Origin of the sequence: Bacillus ndiopicus (genome assembly GCF_000612805.1) — a bacterium.
Lineage (GTDB): Bacteria > Bacillota > Bacilli > Bacillales_A > Planococcaceae > Metasolibacillus > Metasolibacillus ndiopicus.
On the sequence record NZ_HG964403.1, the window covers coordinates 719,069 to 744,773 of the forward strand.

Consider the following 25,705-nt stretch of genomic DNA (forward strand, 5'->3'; position numbering starts at 1 on the left):
CAGTTAGAATAAATTTAGACTGGAATTAAAAGTGTAGCAATTTACCGTTTTGTTATTGCCCAAAAAAGCAGAGCGACAACGCTGACAACTGCCCCCAATAAACAAACGCCTTCCCAGCCAAAGTGTGCATACATCTGAGTTGATGCGATAGAGCCACAAGCACTGCCGATTGAATAAAACATCATATAGCCAGCAGTTAGACGACTTCGTGCCTCTGCGCGCAATGGAAGAATCATCGTTTGATTTGTAACATGTATTGCTTGTACAGCTAAATCGAGTAAAACAATTCCTATAACGACTGCAATTAATGATTGCTTTATGTAAGCAATAAACAACCACGATATGAATAAAAGCGCTAACGCGATGCCTGTCGTTCTTTGCCCATAGCCCTGGTCAGCCAATTTTCCTGCACGCGTAGCAGCTAATGCACCAGCTACTCCTACAAGACCAAAAGCTCCGATTACACTATGTGATAGAGCGAATGGAGTGGCGCTTAGCGGTAATACAAGAGAAGTCCATAAAATACTGAAATCAGCAAATATCAGCATTGCTAGAACAGAACGGATACGTAACGTTCGTTCTTCAATAAATAACATAAGCACGGATTTTATTAACTGGAAATAGGAAAGTGATTGTACCTCTCGCTCCATATTAGGTAACAACCTCAAAAATATTAAAGTCATTGAAAACATTAGTATTGCAGAAAATAAATATACGGAACGCCAGCCAGCAATATCCGTTAAGATACCTGCTATTGTTCGTGCAAGCAATATACCGATAACAATTCCGCTTGTGATATTTCCAACAATACGCCCTCGTTCTAAAGGGGAGGCCATAGTTGCTGCGAAAGCCACAATAGTCTGTGTTACAACTGCAAGCAGCCCTACTAAAGCCAAACCACTGAAAAGTACTGCACTAGAAGTGGCAAAACTAACGATGACCAAGGCTATTGTGGATAGAAGCATCTGACCAATAATTAACTGACGTTGGTTTAATAAATCTCCAAGGGGTACAAGTAATAGTAAACCAAGACCATAAAATATTTGCGTAATAGTAATAACAACGCCAATAACAGAGTGGTCAATATGGAAATCACGAGCCAGTTCATCAAGTAAAGGTTGTGCAAAGTAAATATTGGCAACTGACATCCCACAGGCTATCGCAAACAATAATGTTACAAAGTATGGTATTGATGATTGTCGTTCTGTATTCAATGCCTTCATTTCGATATTAGTATAGAACATTTGATTTCTTCGTTTAGCCACATCTTATCCTCCATTCACTAATAATTCGCGATTATAACATACCGAACGGTACGTAATAATCATCGATAAATATATATCTAATTTGTTCGTTATGTCAATACTTTAGTAAGTAATAATTGACTATAAAAAATATTTGATGTACATTAATTACATACTGATTGGTATTTTAAAGGTTACTAACATACATATCCTTAAATAATGGAGGGCTGTTTCTAATGGCAAGAACTCGAGAATTTGATGAAGAAAAAGTATTAAACGCAGCGATGCAGTTATTTTGGGAGAAGGGGTATGAGGCTACTTCTTTAAGCGATCTCACAGCTAGAATGGAGATTCAACGTCCTAGTATTTATTCCACTTTTGGCGATAAAAAAGAGCTATTTGAAGCTGCACTTCGCAAATATACTACGGCCCGTGCATCCGAGATACGGGCATTACTACAAAGCTATACATCTGTTAAGCAGGCGTTTGCTATTTTTTTTAAAGAAGTGATTGAAGCTGAGTATAAAGGTGATTTGAGTAAGGGATGTTTTTGTATTAATACAATGGTTGAACTTGCTCCACATGATGAAAGATTTGAAATTTTAACTAGGGAGCATCAATTATATTTAGCTGTTATTTTTCAAGAGACAATCGAACGGGGCATTCAATCTGGTGAGCTTGAAGTCGGTACGGATGCTAAGTCTTTAGCGCAAGCACTTATTATTGCATTAATTGGGATAACTGTTATGATGAAATCTCAACCACAGCGTTCATTTGTTGACAATGCAATCGCCAAAACACTGACATTACTAAAATGATAGGTTTAACTAAGTCTATTAATATTTCAAATTTTTATATTTTACTTGCAAGGTGGTAAGTAGCTTAATAAAATGCAAATGGCTGTTAGGAAAGCTTTTGCTTTTCCTAACAGCCAAATCTTTATAAAGAACCACTCCTACCTATTCAAATGAATTAAAATTCCTCATCGAACTTTGAAGATGTGCGGAAAAATCGAAATTTTCCTGTGGCTAGCCTTTTTTCTGTATTGTTGGCGATGCGTGTATGGCATGATTCGCACATATACGTATGGATTGGTCGATTGCGCAGCTTTTTAGAGAGGGGTAAATCGTCCTCAAGCTGCTGTATAGTATCACAAATGACACATTTAACACGCATAACTAATTTTCCTCCTATTGAATACGAATAGCGTCTACATGTGTGATTGGGTTATCAATGTTTGATCCATCAGCGAATAAAATATGGACTGGTCCGTCTTCAGTTAATGGCTTACCGTCATGACTGTATTTAAAAATAAGTGTTTTTGCTTCTTCAATTGAAAAAATGTGTTCTTCTCCAGTGCGGCATTCAAAAACAACTTCTGTTGCATCCTCTTTAATGCCAGCATTGTTTAAAAAAGGCTTAATTTCGATGCCGAATGTCCCTGTTATCATACCTTTACGGTCGAATTTTCTTTCTGTTTTTAAAGTAGGAGGGAATACAGCGCCTTCCATAATTTCCCGTGACCAATGTGCGCCAACCTCACGTAAATATTTTTCCTCGTCGTCTTCTGCTGGTTTTTCATTAAAGTATGTTTTTAAATCTAACTTACGATCATCAAAAATCCAAACAGTTGGGTCAAGTGTTAAATTATATGTAACTGCACCTTTAATCGGAATTATTCCTTGCATCTTTATGAAATCCTCCTTCTTTCTTACATCAAACTATAGTATACCGTTTTTCTATCTTAATAATCAATTCGTGGTTATAAGAAAGTGAAAGAATAGAGCTCATCTTGTAAAAAGAAACTTTAATTCAGTGTGATGTCCTTACGTTTATCTTAAATTTAGAAGTGCACAACTTATTGACACTTAACAAATGAGTGAAAACTTCTATTCATAAAAGGCTGTCTTCACACAAGCTTACTACAGTCTAGCAGGCACTGTTTTATATTGAAGTGTGATAAAAGAGTAGATTCCTTATATAGATACTTGCATTTTTACTCACTAAAAGATAAAATTTATTAATATACAATCCAAGAAATATCAAATAATGGGGGCGTCCTCATGGATACTAAAGCACAATCTTCTTTTCAGGAAAAGGCATTAACTTTATTACAAGCAGATGCAGAAAAAATTGCTCGTTTAATTAAAGTGCAAATGGATCACTTAACGATGCCGCAATGTCCTTTATATGAAGAAGTATTAGATACACAAATGTTTGGTTTATCACGTGAAATTGATTTTGCTGTAAAACTTGGCTTAATTGAGCGTGATGAAGGAAAGAAAATTCTTGATACATTAGAAAAAGAATTATCTCTTTTACACGATGCGTATACAGAAAAATAAAAAAACTCAAACGCTTTACGCGCTTTGAGTTTTTTTTCTAAACGAGGTTTTTTGAAATGAAAAAATATTTAAAGACTTACTTTCGTAATTTTGATTACCCATTATTTATAACATATGTTTTGTTATGCCTATTTGGACTTATCATGATTTATAGTTCAAGTATGATGGTGGCTATTATAGAAGAAAAGCCGCCAGATGCTTATTATACGAAGCAGCTAACTAACTTAAAAATCGCAGCGTTAGCGTTTTTAGTAGGTGCGTTTTTCCCTTATAAGCATTATAGTAATAAAATAATTCTCTTTATTATGATGTGTGTAATGGCTATTTTACTAGCTTGGGTGAATGTCAAAGGAATTTCAGCAGGGGGATCTAAAAGTTGGATTTCTTTATTTGGTGTAATGAATTTCCAGCCTTCTGAATATGCGAAATTATTTGTTATTTTATATTTTGCTGGCTCATTGTATAAAAAAGGATTACGGGAAAATTCCATCCAAAATGTGCAACCTAATGATATTATTTACCCCATCTCCATATGGTTATTAATTTTATTTAGTGTAGGTATGGAAACCGATTTAGGTGCCGTTATGATTATCGGGGTAATTGCCATGTCTATCTTAATGTTTAGTGGTATTAAGGGCAAGACATTGGGGAAGTTTGCCGCTGTACTAGGGGTTTTTGGAACCATTATTATTGGTGCTGTATTTTTAATCAAAGATGACATTATTAACGAGAGCCGAATGGGGCGCTTTTTAGTATTAAAAAATCCTTTTGAATATATAGATGGATCTGGATACCAAATTGTTAATGGTTATTTAGCAATTGGTGCTGGAGGGCTTGAAGGTCGAGGGCTTGGGCAGTCAATTCAAAAGCTCGGTTATTTACCGCACCCTGAGACCGATTTTATAATGGCCATTATAGCCGAGGAGTTAGGTGTGTTTGGAGTTGGGATTGTTATCATTGGGCTTGCTTTTATTGTATTGCGTGGTTTATATATTGCGATGACCACAAAAGATCCATTAGCACGTATGATTGCGGGCGGAATTGCTGTATGGATTGGTTTCCAAGCATTTTTGAATTTGTCAGGTTTATCAGGTATTTTTCCTTTAACTGGTGTTACGTTGCCATTTATTAGTTATGGTGGTACGTCAATACTACTATTATCGTTAGCGATGGGAATATTAATTAATATTTCTATGTACTATAAATTTGATAAGCATAAGCAATCATAGGAGGGGTTTTGAGAGATGAAGAAAATCAGCAAAATATTGGTAGCAAACAGAGGGGAAATTGCAATTCGAATTTTCCGAGCATGTAATGAACTTAATATTAAAACCGTTGCGATTTATTCGCGAGAGGATAGCGGCGCTTATCATCGCTACAAAGCAGATGAAGCTTATTTAGTAGGGGCAGGCAAAAAGCCAATCGATGCCTATTTAGACATAGAAAGTATACTCTCGATTGCAAAAGATGCAGAAGTGGATGCGATTCATCCTGGCTATGGCTTTTTATCAGAAAACGTGGATTTTGCTAGACGCTGTGAGGAAGAAGGGATTCAGTTTATTGGACCAACTTCTGCACATTTAGATATGTTTGGGGATAAAGTAAAGGCACGTGAGCAAGCGATTAAAGCAGATATTCCTGTTATTCCAGGAACGGATGGACCTGTAGCTGACCTAGCAGAAGTAGAAGCGTTTGGGGAAGCACACGGTTACCCGATTATGATTAAAGCTGCTTTAGGCGGTGGCGGTCGCGGGATGCGTATGGTACAAGCAAAGGGCGAGCTTGCATCAGCATATGAGCGAGCAAAATCTGAGGCGAAAGCAGCCTTTGGGTCAGATGAAGTATATGTAGAAAAATGTATTGTTAAGCCAAAGCATATTGAAGTGCAAATTTTAGGGGATGCGACAGGTGAAATTGTTCATTTATATGAACGAGATTGCTCGATTCAACGTCGTCATCAAAAGGTAGTGGAAATTGCACCATCGAACTCAATTTCTGCTGATTTACGTCAACGCATTTGTGATGCAGCAGTGAAATTAATGCGCAATGTAAACTATATTAATGCAGGTACTGTGGAGTTTTTAGTAGCGGGAGATGATTTTTATTTCATCGAAGTGAATCCACGTATTCAAGTAGAGCATACAATTACAGAAATGATTACAGGGATTGATATTGTGCATGCACAAATTAAAGTCGCAGAAGGGCATGCATTGCATTCAGAAACAATTGGTATCCCTGCTCAAGATAAAATTCCATTATTCGGTTATGCTATTCAATCACGTGTAACAACAGAAGATCCAACAAATGATTTCATGCCAGACACAGGTAAACTAATGGTTTATCGTTCAAGTGGTGGATTCGGTGTACGTTTAGATGCAGGAAATGGCTTCCAAGGTGCTGTTGTTACACCTTACTATGATTCACTGCTCGTTAAAATTTCGACATGGGGTATGACGTTTGCGCAAGCAGCAGCAAAAATGGACCGAAATTTACGTGAATTCCGTATTCGTGGTGTAAAAACAAATATTCCGTTTTTAGAAAATGTTGTTGTGCATGAGAAGTTTTTAAATGGACAATTTGATACAAGCTTTATTGATTCGACACCAGAGCTATTCCAGTTCCCAGAAAGAAAAGACCGTGGAACAAAACTATTAAACTATATTGGGAATGTAACGCTTAATGGTTTCCCTGGGGTGGAAAAGCGTACAAAGCCAATTTTTGTTCAACCAAATAAGCCGAAAATAGACTTGTTAACACCACCACCTGCTGGTACGAAGCAGATTTTAGATGAGCGTGGTGCAGATGGCTTAGTTGGGTGGATTAAAGCACAAAATGATGTGCTTCTAACAGATACTACATTTAGAGATGCGCATCAATCATTACTTGCTACACGTATGCGTTCACAGGATATGTTCCAAATTGCGGACCATACAGCACGTATGATGAACGATTTCTTCTCACTGGAAATGTGGGGCGGTGCAACATTCGACGTTGCTTACCGTTTCTTAAAAGAAGATCCGTGGGCACGTTTAGAAAAGCTACGTAAACAAATGCCGAATGTGCTATTCCAAATGTTATTACGTGGAGCAAATGCAGTTGGTTATACGAACTATCCAGATAGTTTAATTCGTGAATTTATTCAAGAATCAGCGGAATCTGGTATCGATGTATTCCGTATTTTTGATAGCTTAAACTGGATTAAAGGAATGGAAGTAGCTATTGATGAAGTGCGCAATACTGGTAAAATCGCAGAGGCCGCAATTTGCTATACAGGCGATATTTTAGATGATTCTCGTGCAAAATATACGGTGCAATATTATAAAGATATGGCACGTGAGCTGGAGGCTGCAGGTGCACATATTTTAGCAATTAAAGATATGGCTGGCTTATTGAAACCAGAAGCAGCATATCGCTTAATTTCAGAGTTAAAAGATGCAACAAGCTTACCAATTCATTTACATTCACATGATACGAGCGGTAATGGCATTTACTTATACGCAAAAGCAATTGAAGCTGGTGTAGATATCGTTGATACTGCATTAGGCTCAATGGCAGGCTTAACATCTCAACCAAGTGCCAATTCGTTATACTACGCAACAAAGGGTGGTAGCCGTCAAGTACGCGCTAATATCGAGTCATTAGAGCAATTAAATTATTATTGGGAAGATGTACGTAAATATTACAAAGATTTCGAGAGTGGTATGAATAGCCCTCATTCAGAAATTTACGTGCATGAAATGCCTGGTGGACAATATAGTAACTTGCAGCAACAAGCAAAGGCAGTAGGGCTTGGCGATCGTTGGGATGAAGTGAAGAAGATGTATTCTCGCGTTAACTTTATGTTTGGGGATATCGTAAAGGTAACACCATCGTCAAAAGTGGTTGGAGATATGGCATTATTCATGGTACAAAACGATTTAACAGAAGACAATATATTAGAGCGAGGTCAAGGCATCGACTTCCCAGACTCTGTAATTGAGTTTTTCCAAGGTTATTTAGGCCAACCACATGGCGGCTTCCCACATGATTTACAACGCATTGTGTTAAAAGAGCGAGAGGCAATTACAGTGCGTCCAGGTGAATTATTAGCACCTGTTGATTTTGCTAAGCTAGCAACAGAATTAGAAGAGAAAATTGGGCGTGCTGTAACGAAAAAAGATGTGTTAGCATATGCGCTTTATCCGAAAGTGTTTGAAGAATACGCAAATGTGTATGCGCAATTTGGCGATACATCTGTTTTAGATACGCCAACATTCCTATATGGCTTAAAGCTAGGGGAAGAAATTGAAGTTGAAATCGAAAAAGGGAAGACATTAATTGTAAAGCTAGTGTCAATCGGAGAGCCACAGCATGACGGTACACGCACAATCTATTTTGAGCTGAACGGTCAATCACGTGAGCTTGTTATTCAAGATTTGACTGTTGAAGTGGATGGTAATGTCGCATTGAAGGCAGACCCATCAAATCCAAATCAAATTGCAGCAACAATGCCTGGAACGGTGCTAAAAGTTGTTGTATCGAAAGGTAGCCCAGTTAAACGAGGTGACCATTTGCTTATTACAGAAGCAATGAAAATGGAAACGACGGTACAGGCACCGAAAGATGGCATTGTAAAAGAAATTTATGCTTCAGCAGGTGACGCTATTTCAACAGGTGATTTATTAATAGAATTAGAATAAAAGGAGTTGTACAAACAGCAGGCTAGTGCGCCGCTGTTTGTACAACTTTTGTGCTCCTGCGGTTACTCGTCGCAGAACTGATTTTCTGTTTAATTGAAGTGTTTGTTATTTAGAAAAATGTAAATATTTTTTGAGAGGTAAAAAATTGATTTTCACATCGTTCTTTCAATTTTAAATTGAATTGGAGCCAATGTGATATAGATTTCTTGGGCAGTCTCATATTTTAACCACTTTAAAACAAAAGAAGTGAAACCAATTTGGTTTCACTTTTTGTTATCTTCTTTGATTTAAATTGCTGCGGGAAACGAGTAAAATCATGTAACAGAATAAACCGAATAACAACGAAATAAATAGGGAGTGGAGCAATGCTACGAATAAATTAAGCCTTGTCATAATAACGAACATTCCTACTAATGCTTGTACAAGAACAAGACCTAATGCGATAATCCAGCCCCAATAAAGAACGGCTTGATTTTTATAATGTTTTACTGCATGCCATGTAATATAGGCAATCCAAATTACGATTAGTAATACTGCGAAGCGATGTCCCATTTGCACCCATTCATACATATTTCTCGGTAATGCAGTAAGATCATTATTACGACAAAGCGGCCAATCAGGACAAACAAGACTAGAATCTGTATGGCGTACTAACGCACCAGTGTATACTACGAAATAAGAATAAAGTGTAACACCGATTGTATGTCTTTTTAGTTTGTCACCAATATAAACTTTATCGGCGTCGAATTTGCGGTCAACCTCGAATACAATTAATGCTAAAAGTAAGACAGCGGCAAAGGATATTAATGAAATGCCGAAATGCAGTGCTAAAATAAAGTCACCTTGACCCCAAAGCACTTGTGCAGCCCCTATTAAAGCTTGAGCTACTAAAAAGAAGATAGCTAAAATACCTAAAAACTTTACTTCACGGATATGACCAAGCGTACGCCAAGTCCATGCGACAAGAAGAACTATAAGAATGGATACTGAGCCAGTTACAGCACGATGTGAGAATTCGATTAATACTTCTGCTGTGATTTCTTTTGGGATAAGTGAACCATTACAATCAGGCCAATTTCGACCGCAGCCTAAACCACTATCTGTTTTTGTAACGAGCGCACCACCTAACAGAATTAACAGCATCCCAACCGTTGCTGCTACTGCAAGCCATTTTAAATATTTACTATGCTGCAATTATAAGCCACCTACTTTGTCTATCAACATCGCTAAAAAATAGCGTCTCTAGTTTTAGATAATAGCGAATTATAGTCTAAAAGACAACTTCATTCACAGAATGACATTTTAATGTAGAAAGCTTTTCACAAATTGTTCATAAATTCGTGCCGTTACCTTCACAAAAGCGATTGTAAAATAGCTTACTATAGAATATGGTATTTCTATATTCAGAACAGTTACGGACTTTTTCTGTATTCTTCACTGAAATTTCACCAAACGTCTAGAAATTGAAGACAAATTTCGCTATAGTTATGTTAGCGGAATATGCTTACAAAAATGAAAGGCAGTTTGTAAGATGCAATTTAGACTTTGCTTATGAATTGAAAATAATAGGGCTAAGGCGATTTCTATCGTACAAACATCTTCTCGCATTTATTAGACAGATTGTTATCGTTAAATCTAATTTTTTCAATTAGCTTTTCCTTGCAGAGGTTATTGAAGGTAATTTAGAAATGCTCTATTTTTATTTTACATTTAAGTCAAATTGTAAAAACTGCTTATAATGACGTAAGCGAAATTTTGTAATTTTAGCATTACATAGTGCTAACATGTGAAGATATACAAGGATTATTTCTCGCGATTCAGCAGATGTCATAGATTTTGAAGGAATGCCTGCACAATGTAGGTCAGTTAACTGCTGGCGCTTGTGAGCATATTCGGAAGAGTCTAGACTAGAGTTAGCTGAGGAGCAATTGGTATGGTTGTTCAGCAAGTAATTAGAAAATAATACTCGTTCTAAAAATAACATTATACTAGTTGCCCATTTAGGATAAGCTAGTATGGGTAATCAATGTTATTGAAAGTGGCGAGTGTAGCTAAAGATAACACTAAAGCTGAAATTACACTGAGCTACTAACTAAGGATTCTTTCTGTAACAAGAATTCGTATAGGGAACCATAGTCCGAGTCACACATGGAAATACAAAAAAGAAAGAGGGGTTTAATTAAGCTATGATGAAAGGGCTTAAAAAATGGCGTCTATTTTCACTTTTAGCAGTAATGACAGTATTCCTTGCAGCTTGTGGTGAAGAGCAACTTTCCACTTTAAAACCAGCTGGCGCTGTAGGGAAAGAACAATTGGATCTTTTACTGCTTACAACTTCAATCATGACGGTAGTAGTAATTGTTGTTTCGGTAATTTACTTACTTGCATTCGTTAAATTCCGTCGTTCAAGAGTAGGGGAAAACGTAATTCCAAAGCAAGTAGAAGGAAGTCACACGCTAGAAGTAATTTGGACAGTTATTCCAATTATTTTATTAATCATTATTTCTGTTCCAGTTTTAACTGCTACTTATAAATTTGCAGATGTTGCTGCAATGGAGGAAGTAGATGAAAATGGAGAGAAAACAGCTCTAACAGTTAACGTAACAGCAAAATTATATTGGTGGGAATTTGAATATCCAAACCAAGGTATTATAACTGCACAAGAGTTAGTAGTTCCAACTGGCGAAAAAGTTTACTTTAACTTAAAGGCAGCAGATGTTAAGCACTCGTTCTGGATTCCAGCTGTTGGTGGTAAAATGGATACGAACGTAGATAACCTTAATAAATTCTATTTAGAGTTTGATAAAACTTCTAAGGATTTAAAAGATGGTGTATTCTACGGTAAATGTGCTGAGCTATGTGGACCATCACATGCTTTAATGGACTTTAAAGTAAAAGCATTAGATCGCCCAGAGTTTGATGCTTGGGTTGCATCAATGAAAGCAACTGAAGGTAAAACAGCATCAGCTGAATCAACAGATTTAGGTGAAGCAACATTTGCTAACAGCTGTTTAGGCTGTCACGCAGTTTCAGGTGTAGGTGTAGCTGGTAGCTACGGTCCAAACTTAGCGGCATTTGGAGATCGTAACCGTGTAGCTGGTTTCTTAGATCACACAGTAGAAGATACTGCTGCTTGGATTAACGACCCAGAATATTACAAACCAGGCAACTTGATGACTGGTAAATATAACGTTACACCAGAAGAGGCTCAAGCAATTGCTGAGTACTTAATGACACTATCTGTAGAAAAATAATTACAAGAGATAGAAACTTTGAAGGAGGTTAAAGTTGTGAGCTCTGTTGCACAGAAAAAAGGCTTTGGCGCACAAGTATGGGACTATTTAACGACAGTTGACCATAAGAAAATCGCCATTATGTATTTAGCTGCCGGTACACTGTTCTTCGCAATTGCCGGACTTGAAGCATTGTTTATGCGTTTCCAACTTATGTTCCCAGAGAGTACTTTCGTTTCAGCGGGTACTTTCAACCAATTATTAACAATGCACGGTACAACGATGCTATTCTTAGCAGCGACACCGTTACTATTTGCATTTATGAATGCGATTGTACCGTTACAAATTGGGGCACGTGACGTAGCGTTCCCATTCTTAAACTCATTAGGATTTTGGTTGTTCTTCCTAGGGGCAGTTTTCCTTCACTTATCATTCTTTATGGGTGGAGCGCCTGATGCAGGTTGGACTTCGTATGCATCATTATCTTTATACTCTCCAGGACATGGTATTGACTTCTATGTTCTTGGTTTACAAATTTCGGGTGCTGGTACATTAATTTCAGGTATCAACTTCATCGTAACAATTATTACGATGCGTGCACCAGGTATGACATTTATGCGTATGCCACTATTTACGTGGACATCTTTAGTATCTAGTACTTTAATTTTATTCGCATTCCCTCCACTTACTGTTGGTTTATTCTTAATGTTAGTGGACCGTATGTTTGGAGCAAACTTCTTCGATCATACTATGGGTGGTAACACAATTATTTGGGAGCACTTATTCTGGATCTTTGGTCACCCAGAAGTTTATATTTTAGTATTACCAGCGTTTGGTTTATTCTCTGAGATTATTCCAGTATTCGCTCGTAAACGTTTATTCGGATACTCTTCAATGGTATTCGCTACAATTTTAATCGGTTTCTTAGGGTTCATGGTATGGGCTCACCATATGTTCACAACTGGTCTTGGCGCAACAGCGAACGCTATTTTCGCAGTAGCAACAATGACAATTGCTGTACCAACTGGTATGAAAGTATTCAACTGGATTTTAACAATCTGGGGTGGATCTATTAAAGTTACAGTACCAATGCTTTATGCACTTGGTTTCATTCCGTCATTCGTAGCGGGTGGGGTAACAGGGGTTATGCAGGCTGCTGCACCACTAGATTACCAATTACATGATTCTTACTTTATCGTAGCGCATTTCCACTACGTAATCGTAGGTGGTATCGTTACAGCTTTATTCGGAGCGGCTCATTTCTATTGGCCAATTATGTTTAACCGTGCTTTAAATGAAAAGCTTGGGGTATTAACTTTCTGGATATTCTTTATCGGATTCCATTTAACATTCTTCTTACAGCACTTCCTAGGTTTAATGGGTATGCCACGTCGCGTATTCACATATATGGGAGATCAAGGTTGGGATTTATTCAACTTAATTTCGACAATTGGTGCTGCTATGATGGGTGTAGGGGTAATTTTATTAGTACTTAATGTATTGATTTCTATCAAGTCTGAACCACTTAACCGCCGTGATTACTGGGGCGATGGTCGTTCACTTGAGTGGGCATTAGAAACACCACTACCATTCTATAACTTTAAGCAAACTCCACTTGTACGTGGATACGATCCATATTGGATTGAGAAGCAAGAAGGAAATAAAGAAGGTATGGTATATGCTGAGCCAGTAGGCGATATTCATATGCCAAATAACTCAATCTTACCGTTAATTATGTCAATCGGTACATTTATCGCAGCATTTGGGGCATTATATAGCCCATGGGGTGACCAAGCGATTGCTGGTACTGCGGATAGCGTATCACCAGGTCTTTCTGTAGGACTTATCGTACTTGGTTTAGGTATTACAGTTGGAGCGATGATTGCTCGTTCATTAAAAGACGATTTAGGCTATCATGTGCATGTTGCTGAAATCGAAGCAATTGAAAAAGATTTAGCACAATACCGTGCAACAGGTAAAAAAGGAGGTAACAAATAATGGATTTAAATACTAAATTCACTCCTCAAAATTGGCCTGAGCATGCTGAGCAAGCAACAATGGAAGGGAAAAATAAGTTTGTTGGCTTCTGGATTTTCCTTTCTTGTGAGGTTGTCTTATTCGCAAGTTTATTTGCAACATACTTAGCTTTAAAGGATTCTGGTCCAGCTGGTATGGATTTAGCAAAATATTCAACGAAGGCACTTTATGAGTTGCCATTAGCATTCGCAATGACGATGATTCTTTTAACATCATCTTTAACATCGGTTTATGCGATGTACCATATGAAAAACTTTAATTTCAAAGGTGTACAAACTTGGATGGGGATTACAGTTATTTTAGGCTTATGTTTCTTAGGTCTAGAAATTTACGAATTCTATCACTATGTACACGCAGGCTTTGGTTATAGACATTCAGCGTTCTCTTCTGCATTCTTTACTTTAGTAGGGACGCACGGATTACACGTTATTATCGGTTTAGTATGGATTTCTTGTTTAATCTTCCGCAACATGAAGCGTGGATTAAACTTATATAACGCTCCGAAATACTTTGTAGCTTCTCTATACTGGCATTTCATTGACGTTGTATGGGTATTCATCTTTACTGTAGTTTACTTGATGGGAGTGTTAGGATAATATGGCACACGATACACATTTCGAAGCTCGTTCTCAAGTTCAACAAGAGTACTACCGCAAAGAAAATGCAGCAAAAATGCGCTCACAAGTAACGCAATTTGCGATTATGATTTTATTAACTTTAGTAGCATTTGCGTCAGCTGTAGCAGACTTTGCTCCAAACTTTGTTAAACCGTTTGTGCTTTTACTAGCAGGTGTTCAAGTAGTACAACAATTGTATGCATTTATGCATATGGAGGATAAAAAAGCTTACCACATCGGAGTTATTTCATTCTTCATGTGGGGTGGCGCTTTAATCGCCTTCACATTCTTCCTATGCTTCTTAACAATTATTTGGTGGTAATATTAAAAGCTGTCGAGAAAATTATTTCTCGACAGCTTTTTAGCGTCTTATTATCCATTAAATTAGAATATCTAATAAGATGTATTGATGTAAAAAGAACTAGAACATCATGAACTGGAAATAAGTGTAGGAAGGCTATTACACGGGGATAGGTGCAAATTTTAAACTTACTTAAACATTCGAGATATTTTCCGCAAGGAAGGTCCACAAGCACTATATTGATTTAATTTATTAATGGTACCCTCTAAGTCATCATTATCTATAATAGTTAATAATTTTGAACTTTGTTGATTGCAGGGGTGAATACGGCTCTTAATAAAATTGTACTCCATGAGTTTGCAAATACTTTGGAAAACGCAGGGATTTCAAGAAAGACAACTATTCCATCTTCAAAATTGCTTTAATTGTCATAGTTCCTCTATTGCTGTAACTACTAGTGGCACTTTATAATAGAAGTATTGAAGTTAAAGGAGCGCGGTAGTTATGCCATTAAGTATTTTTGGATTTAAGGCATTATGGAGTCCTTATTTTATTGGGGTATTAGTATTTTTAACAGTTGTTTATTTTTTAGTAACTGTTACGTGGAGAAAAGATTTTAAAGTAAGCGAGCCTTTGAAAAAAAGTGAGGCTATTTATTTTATTTTAGCTATGATTGTTCTTTACATCATTAAAGGCTCTCCTGTTGATTTATTAGGTCATATTATGTTTACAGTGCATATGACGCAAATGGCATTTTTATTATTGTTAGTGCCTATCTTTTTAATTAAGGGGATACCTTGGTGGGTGTGGAGCGTTGTAGTCAATGCACCAGTTGTAAGAAAGATTTTTAAAGTTCTTACACAGCCATTAGTTGCGATTTTTGTATTTATTGCATTATTTTCGTTTTACCATATACCATCAGTTTTCGATACGATTAAATTAGATGAAACATTGCATGGTTTATACACGTTTATTTTATTTTTATCGGCGGTCTTCATGTACTGGCCTTTATTTAATAAAGTCGATGGGCAGCATCAGCTTAAGCCGCTATATAAAATTGTTTATATTATCGGAAACGCTGTACTAATTACACCAGCCTGTGCCTTAATTATTTTTGCACCAAACCCAATGTATGCAACATATACAGATGCTGATGTGTGGCTAAAAGCGATGGAGCTGTGTGTACCAAAATCAACGTTATCTGGATTATCATTATCAGGGCCGGAGCTATTTTCATCTATGAGCGCATTAAGCGATCAGCAAGTTGGCGGGATTTTGATGAAAATTATTCAAGAAATTATTTTTATAGTTGCTTTAGTAGGTATTTTCCGTAATTGGTGGAATAGTGAGCGAAAAGATCCTGATGAAATTACAGCAAAATCTTTAAAGGAATTTCAAGAAAAGGCAGTTTATAAATAAGATAAAGAGATTGGAGAAAAAGAAATGGGTGTACCAATTTTACCTACAATCAGTACAACTTTTATTGTTATTAGTGCAGTTTTAGTTGCGATTGGTTGGTATTTAATTTATAAGCGTAAAGTAGAGGCACATAAAAAGGTGATGCTAGCAGCTGGTGTATCAGCGCTAATCTTCTTTATTATTTATGCATCGCGTACAATTTTTGTTGGAAATACTGCGTTTGGTGGACCAGAAGAAGTAAAAATATACTATACGTTCTTTTTAGTTTTCCATATTATTTTAGCTACTGTTGGAGCGGTATTTGGAATTGTTAGTATTTTATCTGGCTTAAAAACAAATTTAAAATTACACCGCCGCATTGGTCCAATTACAAGTCTTATTTGGTTTTTCGTTGCGATTACGGGTGTAGCAGTATATATGTTACTATATGTAATCTACAAAGGCGGAGAAACAACTTCAGTTATTAAAGCAATTTTAGGATTTTAATCAATAAGTCCTCTATCTTGAAATTTTTTCGGATAGAGGACTTTTCTTTATAGGTTGCTTGAAATTACTTTTAGCAGGATTGCTCATTATCTACTATTGGTAAAATAGTGGAGTTTTTTACTTCCCTCAATGATAAGTTTGTTTGGATTCTCGATATACCTAGTTTATTTAACTTTCTTATAAAATAATCCAATTCCTTTCTATCCCGAATCACCACTTTTAATAAATAATCATGTTCTCCAGTTAAACAATGACATTCTAAAACTTCAGACATAGTAGCTAAAGAGCCTTCTATTTTTTCTAACAACTCCGATTGATGAATATTTGTGCTAATAAAAATATAACATAACAAATCGAACCCAAGCTTCTCTTGGTTTAAAATTGCCACTTGTCGTTCAATAAAGCCTTCACTTTCCAGTCGTTTAATTCTGGTGTGTGTAGCTGGTGGTGATAAATTAACACGTCTTGCCAATTCGGCATTATTAATTTGTGATTCTTTTTGAAGTAAGTCCAAAATTTTAATATCAATCTCATCTAAAACTTTACTCACATAGGACTCCATAAAATTTCCTCCTTAATAATCGTTCAAAATATAACATATATCCCGTATGCATTTTGAACTTTGTTTTATCAAAATCCATTTACAGTTAATTTTATTTCATTTTTCTGTATTTTATAAGAATAATATTTTGTATTGTAGATGAATCAATTATAATAATTACAAATGTCATTGCGCAATGGCTTCAGTTTTCAACAATGAAAAAAAGGAGCTAAAATGATATGCCCAAACGTTACGTATTATTATTGCTTGTTACAAGTTTATTTTGGGGAGGCAATTTTGTTGTAGGGAAGTCACTTGTAGAACACGCTTCTCCATTAACTTTGACAAGTTTAAGGTGGCTTATCGCTATTCTCTGCCTTCTTCCAATAGTGTGGTGGAAGGAAAAAAAGTTATTGCCTCCGCGTCAAGCGCTACTCCCTTTAATACTAATGGGGATTACAGGGGTCGTTTTATTTAATCTATTTCAATTTGTAGCTCTAGAGCGTACATCATCAATTAATGTAGGTTTAATTTCTACGTTAAACACGATGTCAATTGCTATTTTTTCATTTATATTTTTAAAGGAAAGGATAAATTTTTTACAAATATTTTCAATACTCCTTTCATTTTGCGGAGTGATTTTAGTGCTTTCTCAAGGGAAAATCGAGTTATTGCTATCTGTGAGTTTTAACTCTGGAGATTTGTGGATGATTGTCGCAGTATGTATATGGGGCATATACTCTATTTGCAGTAAATGGGCAATGCAAACAGCGTCGCCCTTAATGTCTACATTATATTCTGGGATTTTTGGGCTTATTATTTTATTGCCTTTTAATATTTCGAGCTTTTCTATTACAAATATCAGTTTTTCTTTTATTCAAGCATTGCTCTATACAGGAGTCATTTCAACAGTTGTTTGTATGCTCTTATGGAATGTTGGTGTACAAAAGTTAGGAGCTACTACAGCGGGAGTTTTCCTGAATTTTAACCCTATATTTACCGCTATTTTGGCTTTTCTATTTTTAGGTGAACAATTGTCATGGTTACAGGGGATTGGTGGACTTTTAGTAATAGGAGGGTGCTATTTATTTTCCCGTTTTAAAACGAAGCCGCCTTTACAAAATCAATGTCATTTAAAGAAAACTACTGTTGTTTCATCATAAGTAGAATTAAGGATTTACTCCTGCGATTACTCGTCGCAAAAAACCTTGCTCCTGCGGTTACTCGTCGCAGAAAATGATTGCTAAATCAAGATAAATGCATAAGGCTGTCAGGAAAGACAAGTACATGTCTGTTTTCCTGACAGCCTATAATTTTTGGGAAAATTAAATACCAAACTCAGTTAAATCTTTACGAACGTCTGCTAAGATTTTTTCGCAATCTTTTACTAAATGAGCAGGGAATACTTCGTCTGTGTATTCAACACCATGCGGATAGTAGTATTTACCAAGAACTGGTTTGTGTAATTTTAATGTTGAATCATGTGCACCTACATCACCAGAAATAGCGCTACAGAATAAACGTAAATAGTATCGTCCTTCGCGTACATCAAAGCGGCGGTCGAAAGTCATACGGTCATAATCCCAAGCACCGTGACATTCTAGACCATGTTTTTCTAAAAGTCTTGTCAACACTTGTTGATCAACTACTACGTCTTCAAGGTTCGTGTTTTCAAAATACATTGTATAGTCCTCCTCTAAAAAATCGTACATACTCATATATGCTCCATTTTATAATAGAGCAAATTCAGCTTTGTTGCAATGACAACATTGTGTCAAGCTTGCTTTAATTGCTATAATGATTAATAAGAAAAGGATACAAGGAGGTAGAAATGGAAGCCCTTTTCCGAATTTTAATTATCATTGCTTTTTTAGGCATTATATATTATTACGCAGGTCCTAATGCGAAGCAGCATGATCCATTAGAAGGACCAAACACAGTGCAACAACCAATTTTGGAAGAAAAAGAAATTATAGATAATGGAGATACCTTAACGCGCCCTACTAAAGGTTTGTCAACGCATATAGGGGAATCGAGTAAGGAGATATTATCTACATATGGGCGACCTACCCGCATTGATAAATCGCCATTTAATTATAAATGGTGGGTCTATCATAATAAAGACGGATTTAAAATGTTTGGTATTGCCGATGATAAGGTGGTACAAGTTTATACAAATAGTCCAAATATGAATGTTGCTCCTTACGAAGTTGGACAAATGCTAGGAGATATATATCGTATGACGATTATTGAATCGGAAGTAACAGCACATATCGGTGATAACATCTATATGTTTGCAATGAATGATTATGATTTGCATAGTCGCATATTAGTGAAATTTCAAGATATTTTTGCCCAGCTTTATATTGATACAGAAACTGAAAAACTAATTGGTATTCGGTTTTTAGATAAGGAGACACTTGTTACACATAAGCCCTATGAGATGCAATTTATTGGGGAAGTAATTAATTCACCAGCTCCTTCATCTTTTAGTCAACTATATATTCATCAAGCAAACGCAGCACAACTTGCTGATTTAACAAATGTGTTTAGAGAGCAATATGGTTTGTTAGCATTAGTTAATGATTCAGCACTTAATGATTTGGCCATGGAGAATAGTGAAAATTTATTTTTACAAAGTATGACAACACAGCAAACAGAGAGTAATGATATTTCATTAAAGGATCGCTTATCCGCTTTAGACATTCAATTTAAATCAGCTAGTGAAATAACAGCAACAACTTATATTGATGCAATTGAGGCAATGCATGGCTGGTTAAACTCTAAAGAGCATCGAAAAGTATTGCTTGATGAAAGCTTTTCCCATATAGGTACTGGTGCGTATATGGATTACTACACACAAATATTAATAACAAAAAATAACCGAGATTTATCTGAGATACAGTAGCATTTATAGCTTCTTTTCATAAAGTAATGAAAAGGAGTGAACTGAATGTGCAGCTAGCTGAATTGTTAAAAGATTGGCCATGTATCGTAAAAGGCTCGATTCGAGAGCAAGTAACAGGTATAGATGATTATGCCCAAAATATTCAGCAGGGTTATATATATGTGCTGCGAAAAGGGAAAAAATTCAATGGTAAGACGTTTTTACAGCAGGCTATTACTAATGGGGCAAGTGCTGTAGTTGTTGACGATGATACATTGCTCGATTTAAAACTAGCAATTCCGATTGTGTGGGTACCAAATAGCATGCAATTTTTATCATTTGCAAGTGCAAAGTTGCGGAATTTCCCTGCAGAAGCTTTAACAGTAGTTGCTGTCACAGGAACGAATGGTAAAACAACGGTGAGTCATTTTATTAGCCAGATGCTGCAAATGCAAGGTAAAAGCTGTGTCGTTATTGGTACGAATGGCGTGTTTTTAAATGGGGAGCGCTGGTTAACTTCCTACGAATCCTTGACGACATTACAGGCGAAACAATTACAAGAAATATTTCAAATTGCTGTGCGCCAAGGTGTAGAATACGCAATTTTAGAAGCTTCTTCAATGGGATTAGCACACCATCGATTAGATGATTGTGCTATTGATGTCGGCATTTTTTTAAATTTATCAGCAGAGCATATTGAGGATCATGGTTCATTAGAAAACTATAAAAAGGCGAAACAAAGACTAGCATTATTAGCAAAAAATATCGTTTTAAATGGAGACGACCCATTCAGTCGTTCAGTCGGAATAAACTTAAAGAAAAAAACAGTGTTATTTGGCTCAAAAGGACGAGTTGATATGCAATGGCAACTGTTAACTGAAAGCGAAGGACATAGCACATGCTGCCTACAGTACAAAGGTGAAGAGCATATATTTATATTGCCCTTTGTAGGAGAATTTCAAATTCAAAATATGATGGCGGCATTTGCTACATTGTATGTATTAAATTTCGATATAGCACAAGTTATTCATCAATGTTTGCATTTAAGGCTACCAGAAGGGCGCATGCAGGAAATAAACAATGACAGGGGTTTGCGTATTATTATTGATTATGCTCACACACCAGCAGCCTTAAAGGCGGTACTACAGGCATTAAAACAAGAGAAAGTTCGACTTGTTTTTAGTTGTGGTGGCGAGAGAGATAAAGAGAAAAGGCGTAAAATGGGAACAATCGCATCAACTTACGCCTACAAAATTTATTTGACGACAGATAATTCGAGAAGCGAGAAACCTGCTGAAATTAATGCACAAATAAAAGCAGGCTTTTATAGTGAGCAGTTGTATGAGGAAATCGAAGATAGAGCACAGGCGATTGAAAAAGCCATTCGTGAGGCACGAAAAGGAGACGTTGTGTTAATCGCTGGGAAAGGCCATGAGCAAACGCAAACAATCGGCTCTACAACAATTCCATTCTCAGATAAAGCATGTGCAGAAAATGCTTTGCGAATAACGGGCTCTATAGAATAATAAAATGATTTGATTGTTTAATTTATTATCTAGGTGGTAACAAGTTAAACGTGGTGTCAGGAAATATGAGCTTGAGCTTCCTTTCCCGACACCTATTTGTATTTTATCTTGATTCAGCAAGTGTTTTCTGCGACGAGTAACCGCAGGAGCAGAAGTCTTTTTGTATCGAAAGCGAAGCGTCAGATACAGAAAACTCCCACCTCCACAGGTGGTGAGATGAATGCTTATCTAGTCTTTGATTCAGTGGGTGTCCAAACACTCACCGAGAAAGAGGTACTCAGTCTAAGAACGCCAAGTCCTGTGGCAACGACTGAGTGACCAACATCGTGTTGCCCTAAAGCTTCCGGCAGATGTCACAGATTTTTAAAATAGAAAAGAGAGGGACTACATGTGAAAAAGAAATTATTAATTACGCGCAAATTACCATCTCATATTATTGAGCCGTTACGCAATTATTATGATATTGCTGAATGGTCAGAGGAAGAGGCAATAATGCCACGTCAGAGATTACTAGCATCAGTCAAGGATTGTGAGGCTCTTTGGGTAACATTAGCTGATAAAGTGGATGAAGAGCTTTTAGCACATGCACCAAATTTAAAAATAGTAAGTACATTATCAGTTGGGTTTAATAATATTGATGTGAGTGCACTGCACAGTAGAGATATTATAGCAACAAATACACCAGATGTATTAACAGACACAACCGCTGATTTAGTATTTGCTCTATTATTAGCAACTGCTAGAAGAATTCCAGAGGCAGAGCGCTATTTACGTGAAGGACAATGGCAAGGGTGGTATCCACTACAGCTTGTAGGTAAAGATGTGGGTGGTGCAACAATTGGCATCATAGGTTTAGGACGAATTGGTCAAGCCGTAGCGAAACGAGCACTAGGCTTTAATATGAATGTGCTGTATTATAATCGCAGCCGTAAAATTGCTAATGAGGAGCAGTATGGCTTTCAATTTAGGGAGTTTGAGGATGTATTAAAGGAGTCAGATTTTGTTGTGATTATGACGCCGTACAGCAAGGAAACAGAAGGGCTGATAGGTGCACGAGAGCTAGCGTTAATGAAAGATGATGCAATATTAATTAATGCTGCACGTGGAGGGATTGTCGATGAAGACGCGCTATATCATGTACTGAAAGATGGTAAGCTATGGGCAGTTGGATTAGATGTTTTTGAACAAGAGCCTGTTGCTTTAAATCATCCGTTATTGACCTTGCCAAATGTTGTCGCCTTGCCACATATCGGCAGTGCTACTTTACAAACAAGGACAGCCATGATGAATTTAAATGTTCAAGCACTACTTGCGTACGCACAAGGTCAGCAGGTGCTTAATCAAATCCATTAATTGCGTCCAGATTTTTTTCGAGCTGACTGTCAGAAGTTAATCTAAAATTGTCACGTTCTGTGACAACGGTTAATTGCTTTACGCTAGGGCGTGTATTTTGATTCATTGAGTTTTTGTACACCCAATGAATTACAGAAAACAAAATAGCATTTATCCTACCACCTTTGGGGAGCTATTGAATCAAGATAAATCATTCCAATTCCACAGAATCTATATTTCTGTTATGATAATGACAGACTGGAGGAAAAAAGAATGTTAATGACTTCTGAATGGGCATTTATTTTGGATGAAGCGGATGAGCTAAGCGCGATGATTCTTTCCTCAGAGCCCGTAAAAAGGCTGGAAGATGCATATAGAACAGTTTATAAAGATGTTGAACTTGCTAATCAAATTCAAGCATTTGGGCGAATGAAGGAGCATTATGAGGACGTGCAACGCTTCGGTAAATATCACCCGGATTATCATACAATAATGAAAAAAATACGTGAGCAAAAGCGAGCATTAGATCTTGATAATCGTATTGCTGCCTTAAAGCTTGCAGAAAATGATGTGCAGGATTTATTAGATGAGATCAGCTTAATCATTGGGCGCTCTGTATCTGAAGCGGTAAAGGTGCCGGTAAGTAATCCGTTCTTTAATAGCAGTACTAGTTGTGGCACAGGCTGTGGTACTGGTGGCAGTTGTTCTTGCTCAGCATAAGACAAGCTAAAATAAATAAGGTGCATGAAATCAAGTTTTTCAATTTGATTTCATGCGCCTTTATTTTTTATAATCTTGCTAAGCCTCTTTATATTTTAAGAGTAAGGGTTGTGCCAAATCTGGGCGATCTGTAACAATACCTTGTGAGCCTGTACGTAATAAACGGCTCATCGCAACTAAATCATTTACTTCTTTAAAGAAAATAGCAACATTTAAACCATTTAAAAACTGCATAAATTTAGTTGAATCAAATGCAATAAGTGCTGATTTTGTTGGGATAGTAAATACATCTACCTTTGGGTTAAATAAATGCCCGAACTGGCTTGTAAAGGATGTATATGCTTTTGTAGCTTCCCCTTCACCAGCACCTAATATTATTTGGTTTTGTGCGTATAAATTAAAGCGCTCAATTTGTTCGTTATAAGCACTTGTAATTATAACCTGCGGGGCAAGATTGAACTCTTCAATAATGCGCCATAGTTTTGAAGGAATCAAGCTACCTTCATATGTGTCAGGACTATCTTGAATATTTAAAATAAATTTTTTATCTTGATATTTTTTGAATATTTCTTGTAGCGTTACAACGGAAATATGCTCATTTGCAAACGGCTTATGACCTTCTAAATCTTCAAATTTCTCACCAAAATTAATTTCTTGTAGCTCTGCTAATGTAAAATCTTTAACAAAGCCAATAGCAGTAGATGTACGTTCTAATGTTTCATCTGCGAAAAGGATAATTTCTTCATCTTTCGTTAAGCGTAAATCTACATAAAAGCCATCTACTCCTAATTCAGCAGATTTATCAAATGCTAAAATTGAATGTTCTGGGGCTAAATGTGCGCCTCCACGATGAGCAAAAATTAATGGTCTACCTTGTAATAAATCTTTCGTTTGTCGTTTTTGTGGTTTTACTACGGCTTTAGAGCCTGCCCAAATTGCTGCACTCGCTGCAGCAATTGCAAGTGCAACTTTCGCTTTTTTCCCCATATGTCTTCCTCCTCAGATTCTTCCTCAATCATTGTGAATTGAAAACAAATAAGCTGTATAGAGAATATTTTATCTCACATTAACAGGCAGTATATTCTGCGACGAGTAACCGCAGAAGCTCTTTATCTGTATTAAAAGCAATGCAACAGATGCAGATACATGGTACCCACTGCAAAACTTAGGTATAACAGAAAAGTTTTGGTGGGCGACGAATAGCCTGTAAAAGCTTGATTAGTGAGAGCTGACAATCAGTAGAGATGAAGTTAACTCAAGACGTAACAGTTATATGCCAATTTACATCCTATGCATAAAAAATCCCTCTTTGATTGAAGCTTCACATTATCATAATAAGCCTATTAATGCTTATTATAGCTGAAAATGTTACCTATTGTCTAAACTCTGTTGCTATCAAATTAGACATTTGGTATGCTTTTATCATGATTTAGACGAAAACTTCCACTGATAAAAAGGAACTTAGTCTAAGAACGCCACACGTGCACAGTGGAGTGACCAATGACCTATTGATCCGAAGCTTCAGGCAAATGTCACAGATTTTGAAAAGAGAACTGCACAGCGCAGGTCAGCTCGAAAAAAATCCTGACGTAAGTTAGCCAAGGCGTAATTGACTTGGAAATGAGGGGAACTTATGAACGAAAGACAGGGACTTATTGTTTATGTTAATCAATTGAAGCATGCCAAATCCTTACGTAAATATGGTCATGTTCATTATATCTCAAGAAAATTAAAATATGTCGTGATGTATTGTCAGCGCGAGGATGTTGAGGCAACTAAAAATAAACTACAACGCCTTCCATTTGTGAAAGACGTTGTAGAATCATTTAGACCGTTTTTAAAAACGGAATTTGAAAATGCTAAGCCTGACAAAGCGAAGGAATACGATTACAAATCAGGTCTATAATGCGTGCATAGCAGGGATATAGTGATTTAATCGTAAAATGCCAATTAAATATTGGTAAAATAAAGCCGTTTCAGTAAAATCAGCGGAATGCTTCACTTCAAGATAGTGTAGTTGTTGATTTACGTGTTGGACACTCTGTTTAAAAATTTCTAAACGTTGTGTTGGTTTTTCCTCATTATAAGGAATCCCTTCACGGCATATGTAAATCGGCATGAATTTACTCTCTTGTGCTGGTTGTAATGCAACGGCAAGTGAGGCATATGTTTTTCCTTCCTTCTGTGAAGTAAACACAAATGTGCGATGAATACGAGCTTTATTTGTATTAATTAACTCACAAAGCTCAAATACGTCGCCATAGCCTTGTCCTAACTCGATAAATTGTTGAATCATTATAAGTCACACCCTTTCCACACATAATAGTATCATGATGCA

24 protein-coding genes are annotated in these 25,705 nt (G+C 36.6%); 16 read left to right on the forward strand and 8 right to left on the reverse strand.

The features are described from left to right. Positions 1-41: 41 nt before the first annotated feature. The gene (locus TY13_RS03190) at positions 42-1,244 is read right to left on the reverse strand and encodes an MFS transporter (protein WP_042472389.1); all 1,203 of its coding nucleotides are present in this window, start codon (positions 1,242-1,244) and stop codon (positions 42-44) included. 236 nt (positions 1,245-1,480) lie between these two features. On the opposite strand from TY13_RS03190, the gene TY13_RS03195 reads away from it, so the two are divergent. Further along, complete coding sequence (locus TY13_RS03195) at positions 1,481-2,062, forward strand: TetR/AcrR family transcriptional regulator (RefSeq protein ID WP_042471579.1); 582 nt, start codon at positions 1,481-1,483, stop codon at positions 2,060-2,062. Positions 2,063-2,216: 154 nt separating this feature from the next. Here the strand turns inward: TY13_RS03195 and TY13_RS03200 are convergent, their stop codons facing one another. Both TY13_RS03200 and TY13_RS03205 read right to left on the reverse strand, forming a co-directional pair. Continuing rightward, the gene (locus tag TY13_RS03200) at positions 2,217-2,420 is read right to left on the reverse strand and encodes a YlaI family protein (RefSeq protein ID WP_042471581.1); all 204 of its coding nucleotides are present in this window, start codon (positions 2,418-2,420) and stop codon (positions 2,217-2,219) included. A 14-nt stretch (positions 2,421-2,434) separates the two neighbouring features. After that, entirely contained in the window at positions 2,435-2,932 is a 498-nt protein-coding gene (locus TY13_RS03205) for a molybdopterin-binding protein (RefSeq protein WP_042471584.1), read from the reverse strand. Positions 2,933-3,307: 375 nt separating this feature from the next. Here TY13_RS03205 and TY13_RS03210 point away from each other — a divergent pair, with 375 nt between their 5' ends. Genes TY13_RS03210 through pyc form a run of 3 tightly spaced genes read left to right on the forward strand, consistent with a single transcriptional unit; the run spans position 3,308 to position 8,268 of the window. Continuing rightward, positions 3,308-3,589, forward strand: coding sequence for a YlaN family protein (locus TY13_RS03210; RefSeq protein ID WP_042471585.1), 282 nt, complete (start codon positions 3,308-3,310; stop codon positions 3,587-3,589). Between the two features lie 56 nt (positions 3,590-3,645). Further along, a complete protein-coding gene (locus tag TY13_RS03215; RefSeq protein ID WP_042471587.1) occupies positions 3,646-4,818 on the forward strand; it encodes an FtsW/RodA/SpoVE family cell cycle protein in 1,173 nt (390 codons plus the stop codon). Positions 4,819-4,833: 15 nt separating this feature from the next. Beyond that, the gene (pyc, locus tag TY13_RS03220; protein ID WP_042471589.1) at positions 4,834-8,268 is read left to right on the forward strand and encodes a pyruvate carboxylase; all 3,435 of its coding nucleotides are present in this window, start codon (positions 4,834-4,836) and stop codon (positions 8,266-8,268) included. Between the two features lie 273 nt (positions 8,269-8,541). On the opposite strand, the gene TY13_RS03225 is transcribed toward pyc, so the two are convergent. Further along, positions 8,542-9,462: a COX15/CtaA family protein gene (locus TY13_RS03225; RefSeq protein ID WP_074432920.1), complete on the reverse strand. Its 921-nt coding sequence runs from the start codon at positions 9,460-9,462 to the stop codon at positions 8,542-8,544. A 992-nt stretch (positions 9,463-10,454) separates the two neighbouring features. Between TY13_RS03225 and coxB the strand changes: the two genes are divergently transcribed. From coxB to TY13_RS03255, 6 genes are all read left to right on the forward strand, one after another. After that, positions 10,455-11,522: a cytochrome c oxidase subunit II gene (gene coxB, locus TY13_RS03230; RefSeq protein ID WP_042471592.1), complete on the forward strand. Its 1,068-nt coding sequence runs from the start codon at positions 10,455-10,457 to the stop codon at positions 11,520-11,522. 36 nt (positions 11,523-11,558) lie between these two features. Then, on the forward strand, positions 11,559-13,499 hold the full coding sequence (locus tag TY13_RS03235; protein ID WP_042471594.1) for a cytochrome c oxidase subunit I: 1,941 nt from the start codon (positions 11,559-11,561) through the stop codon (positions 13,497-13,499). Then, entirely contained in the window at positions 13,499-14,134 is a 636-nt protein-coding gene (locus TY13_RS03240; protein ID WP_042471597.1) for a cytochrome (ubi)quinol oxidase subunit III, read from the forward strand. The genes TY13_RS03235 and TY13_RS03240 overlap by 1 nt, the downstream gene beginning before the upstream one ends. 1 nt (position 14,135) lies before the next feature. Next, positions 14,136-14,477: a cytochrome C oxidase subunit IV family protein gene (locus TY13_RS03245; RefSeq protein WP_042471599.1), complete on the forward strand. Its 342-nt coding sequence runs from the start codon at positions 14,136-14,138 to the stop codon at positions 14,475-14,477. A 483-nt stretch (positions 14,478-14,960) separates the two neighbouring features. Next, on the forward strand, positions 14,961-15,875 hold the full coding sequence (gene ctaG, locus TY13_RS03250; RefSeq protein WP_042471602.1) for a cytochrome c oxidase assembly factor CtaG: 915 nt from the start codon (positions 14,961-14,963) through the stop codon (positions 15,873-15,875). A gap of 24 nt (positions 15,876-15,899) precedes the next feature. Then, positions 15,900-16,361 (forward strand): DUF420 domain-containing protein, encoded by a 462-nt coding sequence (locus TY13_RS03255; protein ID WP_042471604.1) that lies wholly within the window; start codon positions 15,900-15,902, stop codon positions 16,359-16,361. Positions 16,362-16,431: 70 nt separating this feature from the next. On the opposite strand, the gene TY13_RS03260 is transcribed toward TY13_RS03255, so the two are convergent. Continuing rightward, positions 16,432-16,923 (reverse strand): Lrp/AsnC family transcriptional regulator, encoded by a 492-nt coding sequence (locus tag TY13_RS03260; RefSeq protein WP_042471607.1) that lies wholly within the window; start codon positions 16,921-16,923, stop codon positions 16,432-16,434. A gap of 218 nt (positions 16,924-17,141) precedes the next feature. Between TY13_RS03260 and TY13_RS03265 the strand changes: the two genes are divergently transcribed. Then, positions 17,142-18,065: a DMT family transporter gene (locus TY13_RS03265; RefSeq protein ID WP_042471609.1), complete on the forward strand. Its 924-nt coding sequence runs from the start codon at positions 17,142-17,144 to the stop codon at positions 18,063-18,065. Positions 18,066-18,227: 162 nt separating this feature from the next. On the opposite strand, the gene TY13_RS03270 is transcribed toward TY13_RS03265, so the two are convergent. Continuing rightward, positions 18,228-18,584, reverse strand: coding sequence for a YugN family protein (locus tag TY13_RS03270; RefSeq protein ID WP_042471612.1), 357 nt, complete (start codon positions 18,582-18,584; stop codon positions 18,228-18,230). 149 nt (positions 18,585-18,733) lie between these two features. Between TY13_RS03270 and TY13_RS03275 the strand changes: the two genes are divergently transcribed. From TY13_RS03275 to TY13_RS03290, 4 genes are all read left to right on the forward strand, one after another. Then, the gene (locus TY13_RS03275; protein ID WP_042471614.1) at positions 18,734-19,810 is read left to right on the forward strand and encodes a CAP domain-containing protein; all 1,077 of its coding nucleotides are present in this window, start codon (positions 18,734-18,736) and stop codon (positions 19,808-19,810) included. A gap of 47 nt (positions 19,811-19,857) precedes the next feature. Continuing rightward, the gene (locus TY13_RS03280; protein WP_042471617.1) at positions 19,858-21,315 is read left to right on the forward strand and encodes a UDP-N-acetylmuramoyl-L-alanyl-D-glutamate--2,6-diaminopimelate ligase; all 1,458 of its coding nucleotides are present in this window, start codon (positions 19,858-19,860) and stop codon (positions 21,313-21,315) included. A gap of 390 nt (positions 21,316-21,705) precedes the next feature. After that, entirely contained in the window at positions 21,706-22,668 is a 963-nt protein-coding gene (locus tag TY13_RS03285; protein WP_042471620.1) for a 2-hydroxyacid dehydrogenase, read from the forward strand. Between the two features lie 252 nt (positions 22,669-22,920). Then, the gene (locus tag TY13_RS03290; RefSeq protein WP_042471623.1) at positions 22,921-23,367 is read left to right on the forward strand and encodes a YlbF family regulator; all 447 of its coding nucleotides are present in this window, start codon (positions 22,921-22,923) and stop codon (positions 23,365-23,367) included. Positions 23,368-23,445: 78 nt separating this feature from the next. Here TY13_RS03290 and TY13_RS03295 read toward each other — a convergent pair whose 3' ends face one another. Next, positions 23,446-24,354, reverse strand: coding sequence for a glycerophosphodiester phosphodiesterase family protein (locus tag TY13_RS03295; protein WP_042471627.1), 909 nt, complete (start codon positions 24,352-24,354; stop codon positions 23,446-23,448). A gap of 646 nt (positions 24,355-25,000) precedes the next feature. Here TY13_RS03295 and TY13_RS03300 point away from each other — a divergent pair. Further along, complete coding sequence (locus TY13_RS03300) at positions 25,001-25,273, forward strand: YlbG family protein (RefSeq protein WP_042471629.1); 273 nt, start codon at positions 25,001-25,003, stop codon at positions 25,271-25,273. Here TY13_RS03300 and TY13_RS03305 read toward each other — a convergent pair. Continuing rightward, positions 25,268-25,663, reverse strand: a complete 396-nt coding sequence (locus tag TY13_RS03305; RefSeq protein WP_042471631.1) for a DUF7147 family protein — start codon at positions 25,661-25,663, stop codon at positions 25,268-25,270. The two genes, TY13_RS03300 and TY13_RS03305, sit on opposite strands and share 6 nt — an antisense overlap. Between the last annotated feature and the right edge of the window lie 42 nt (positions 25,664-25,705).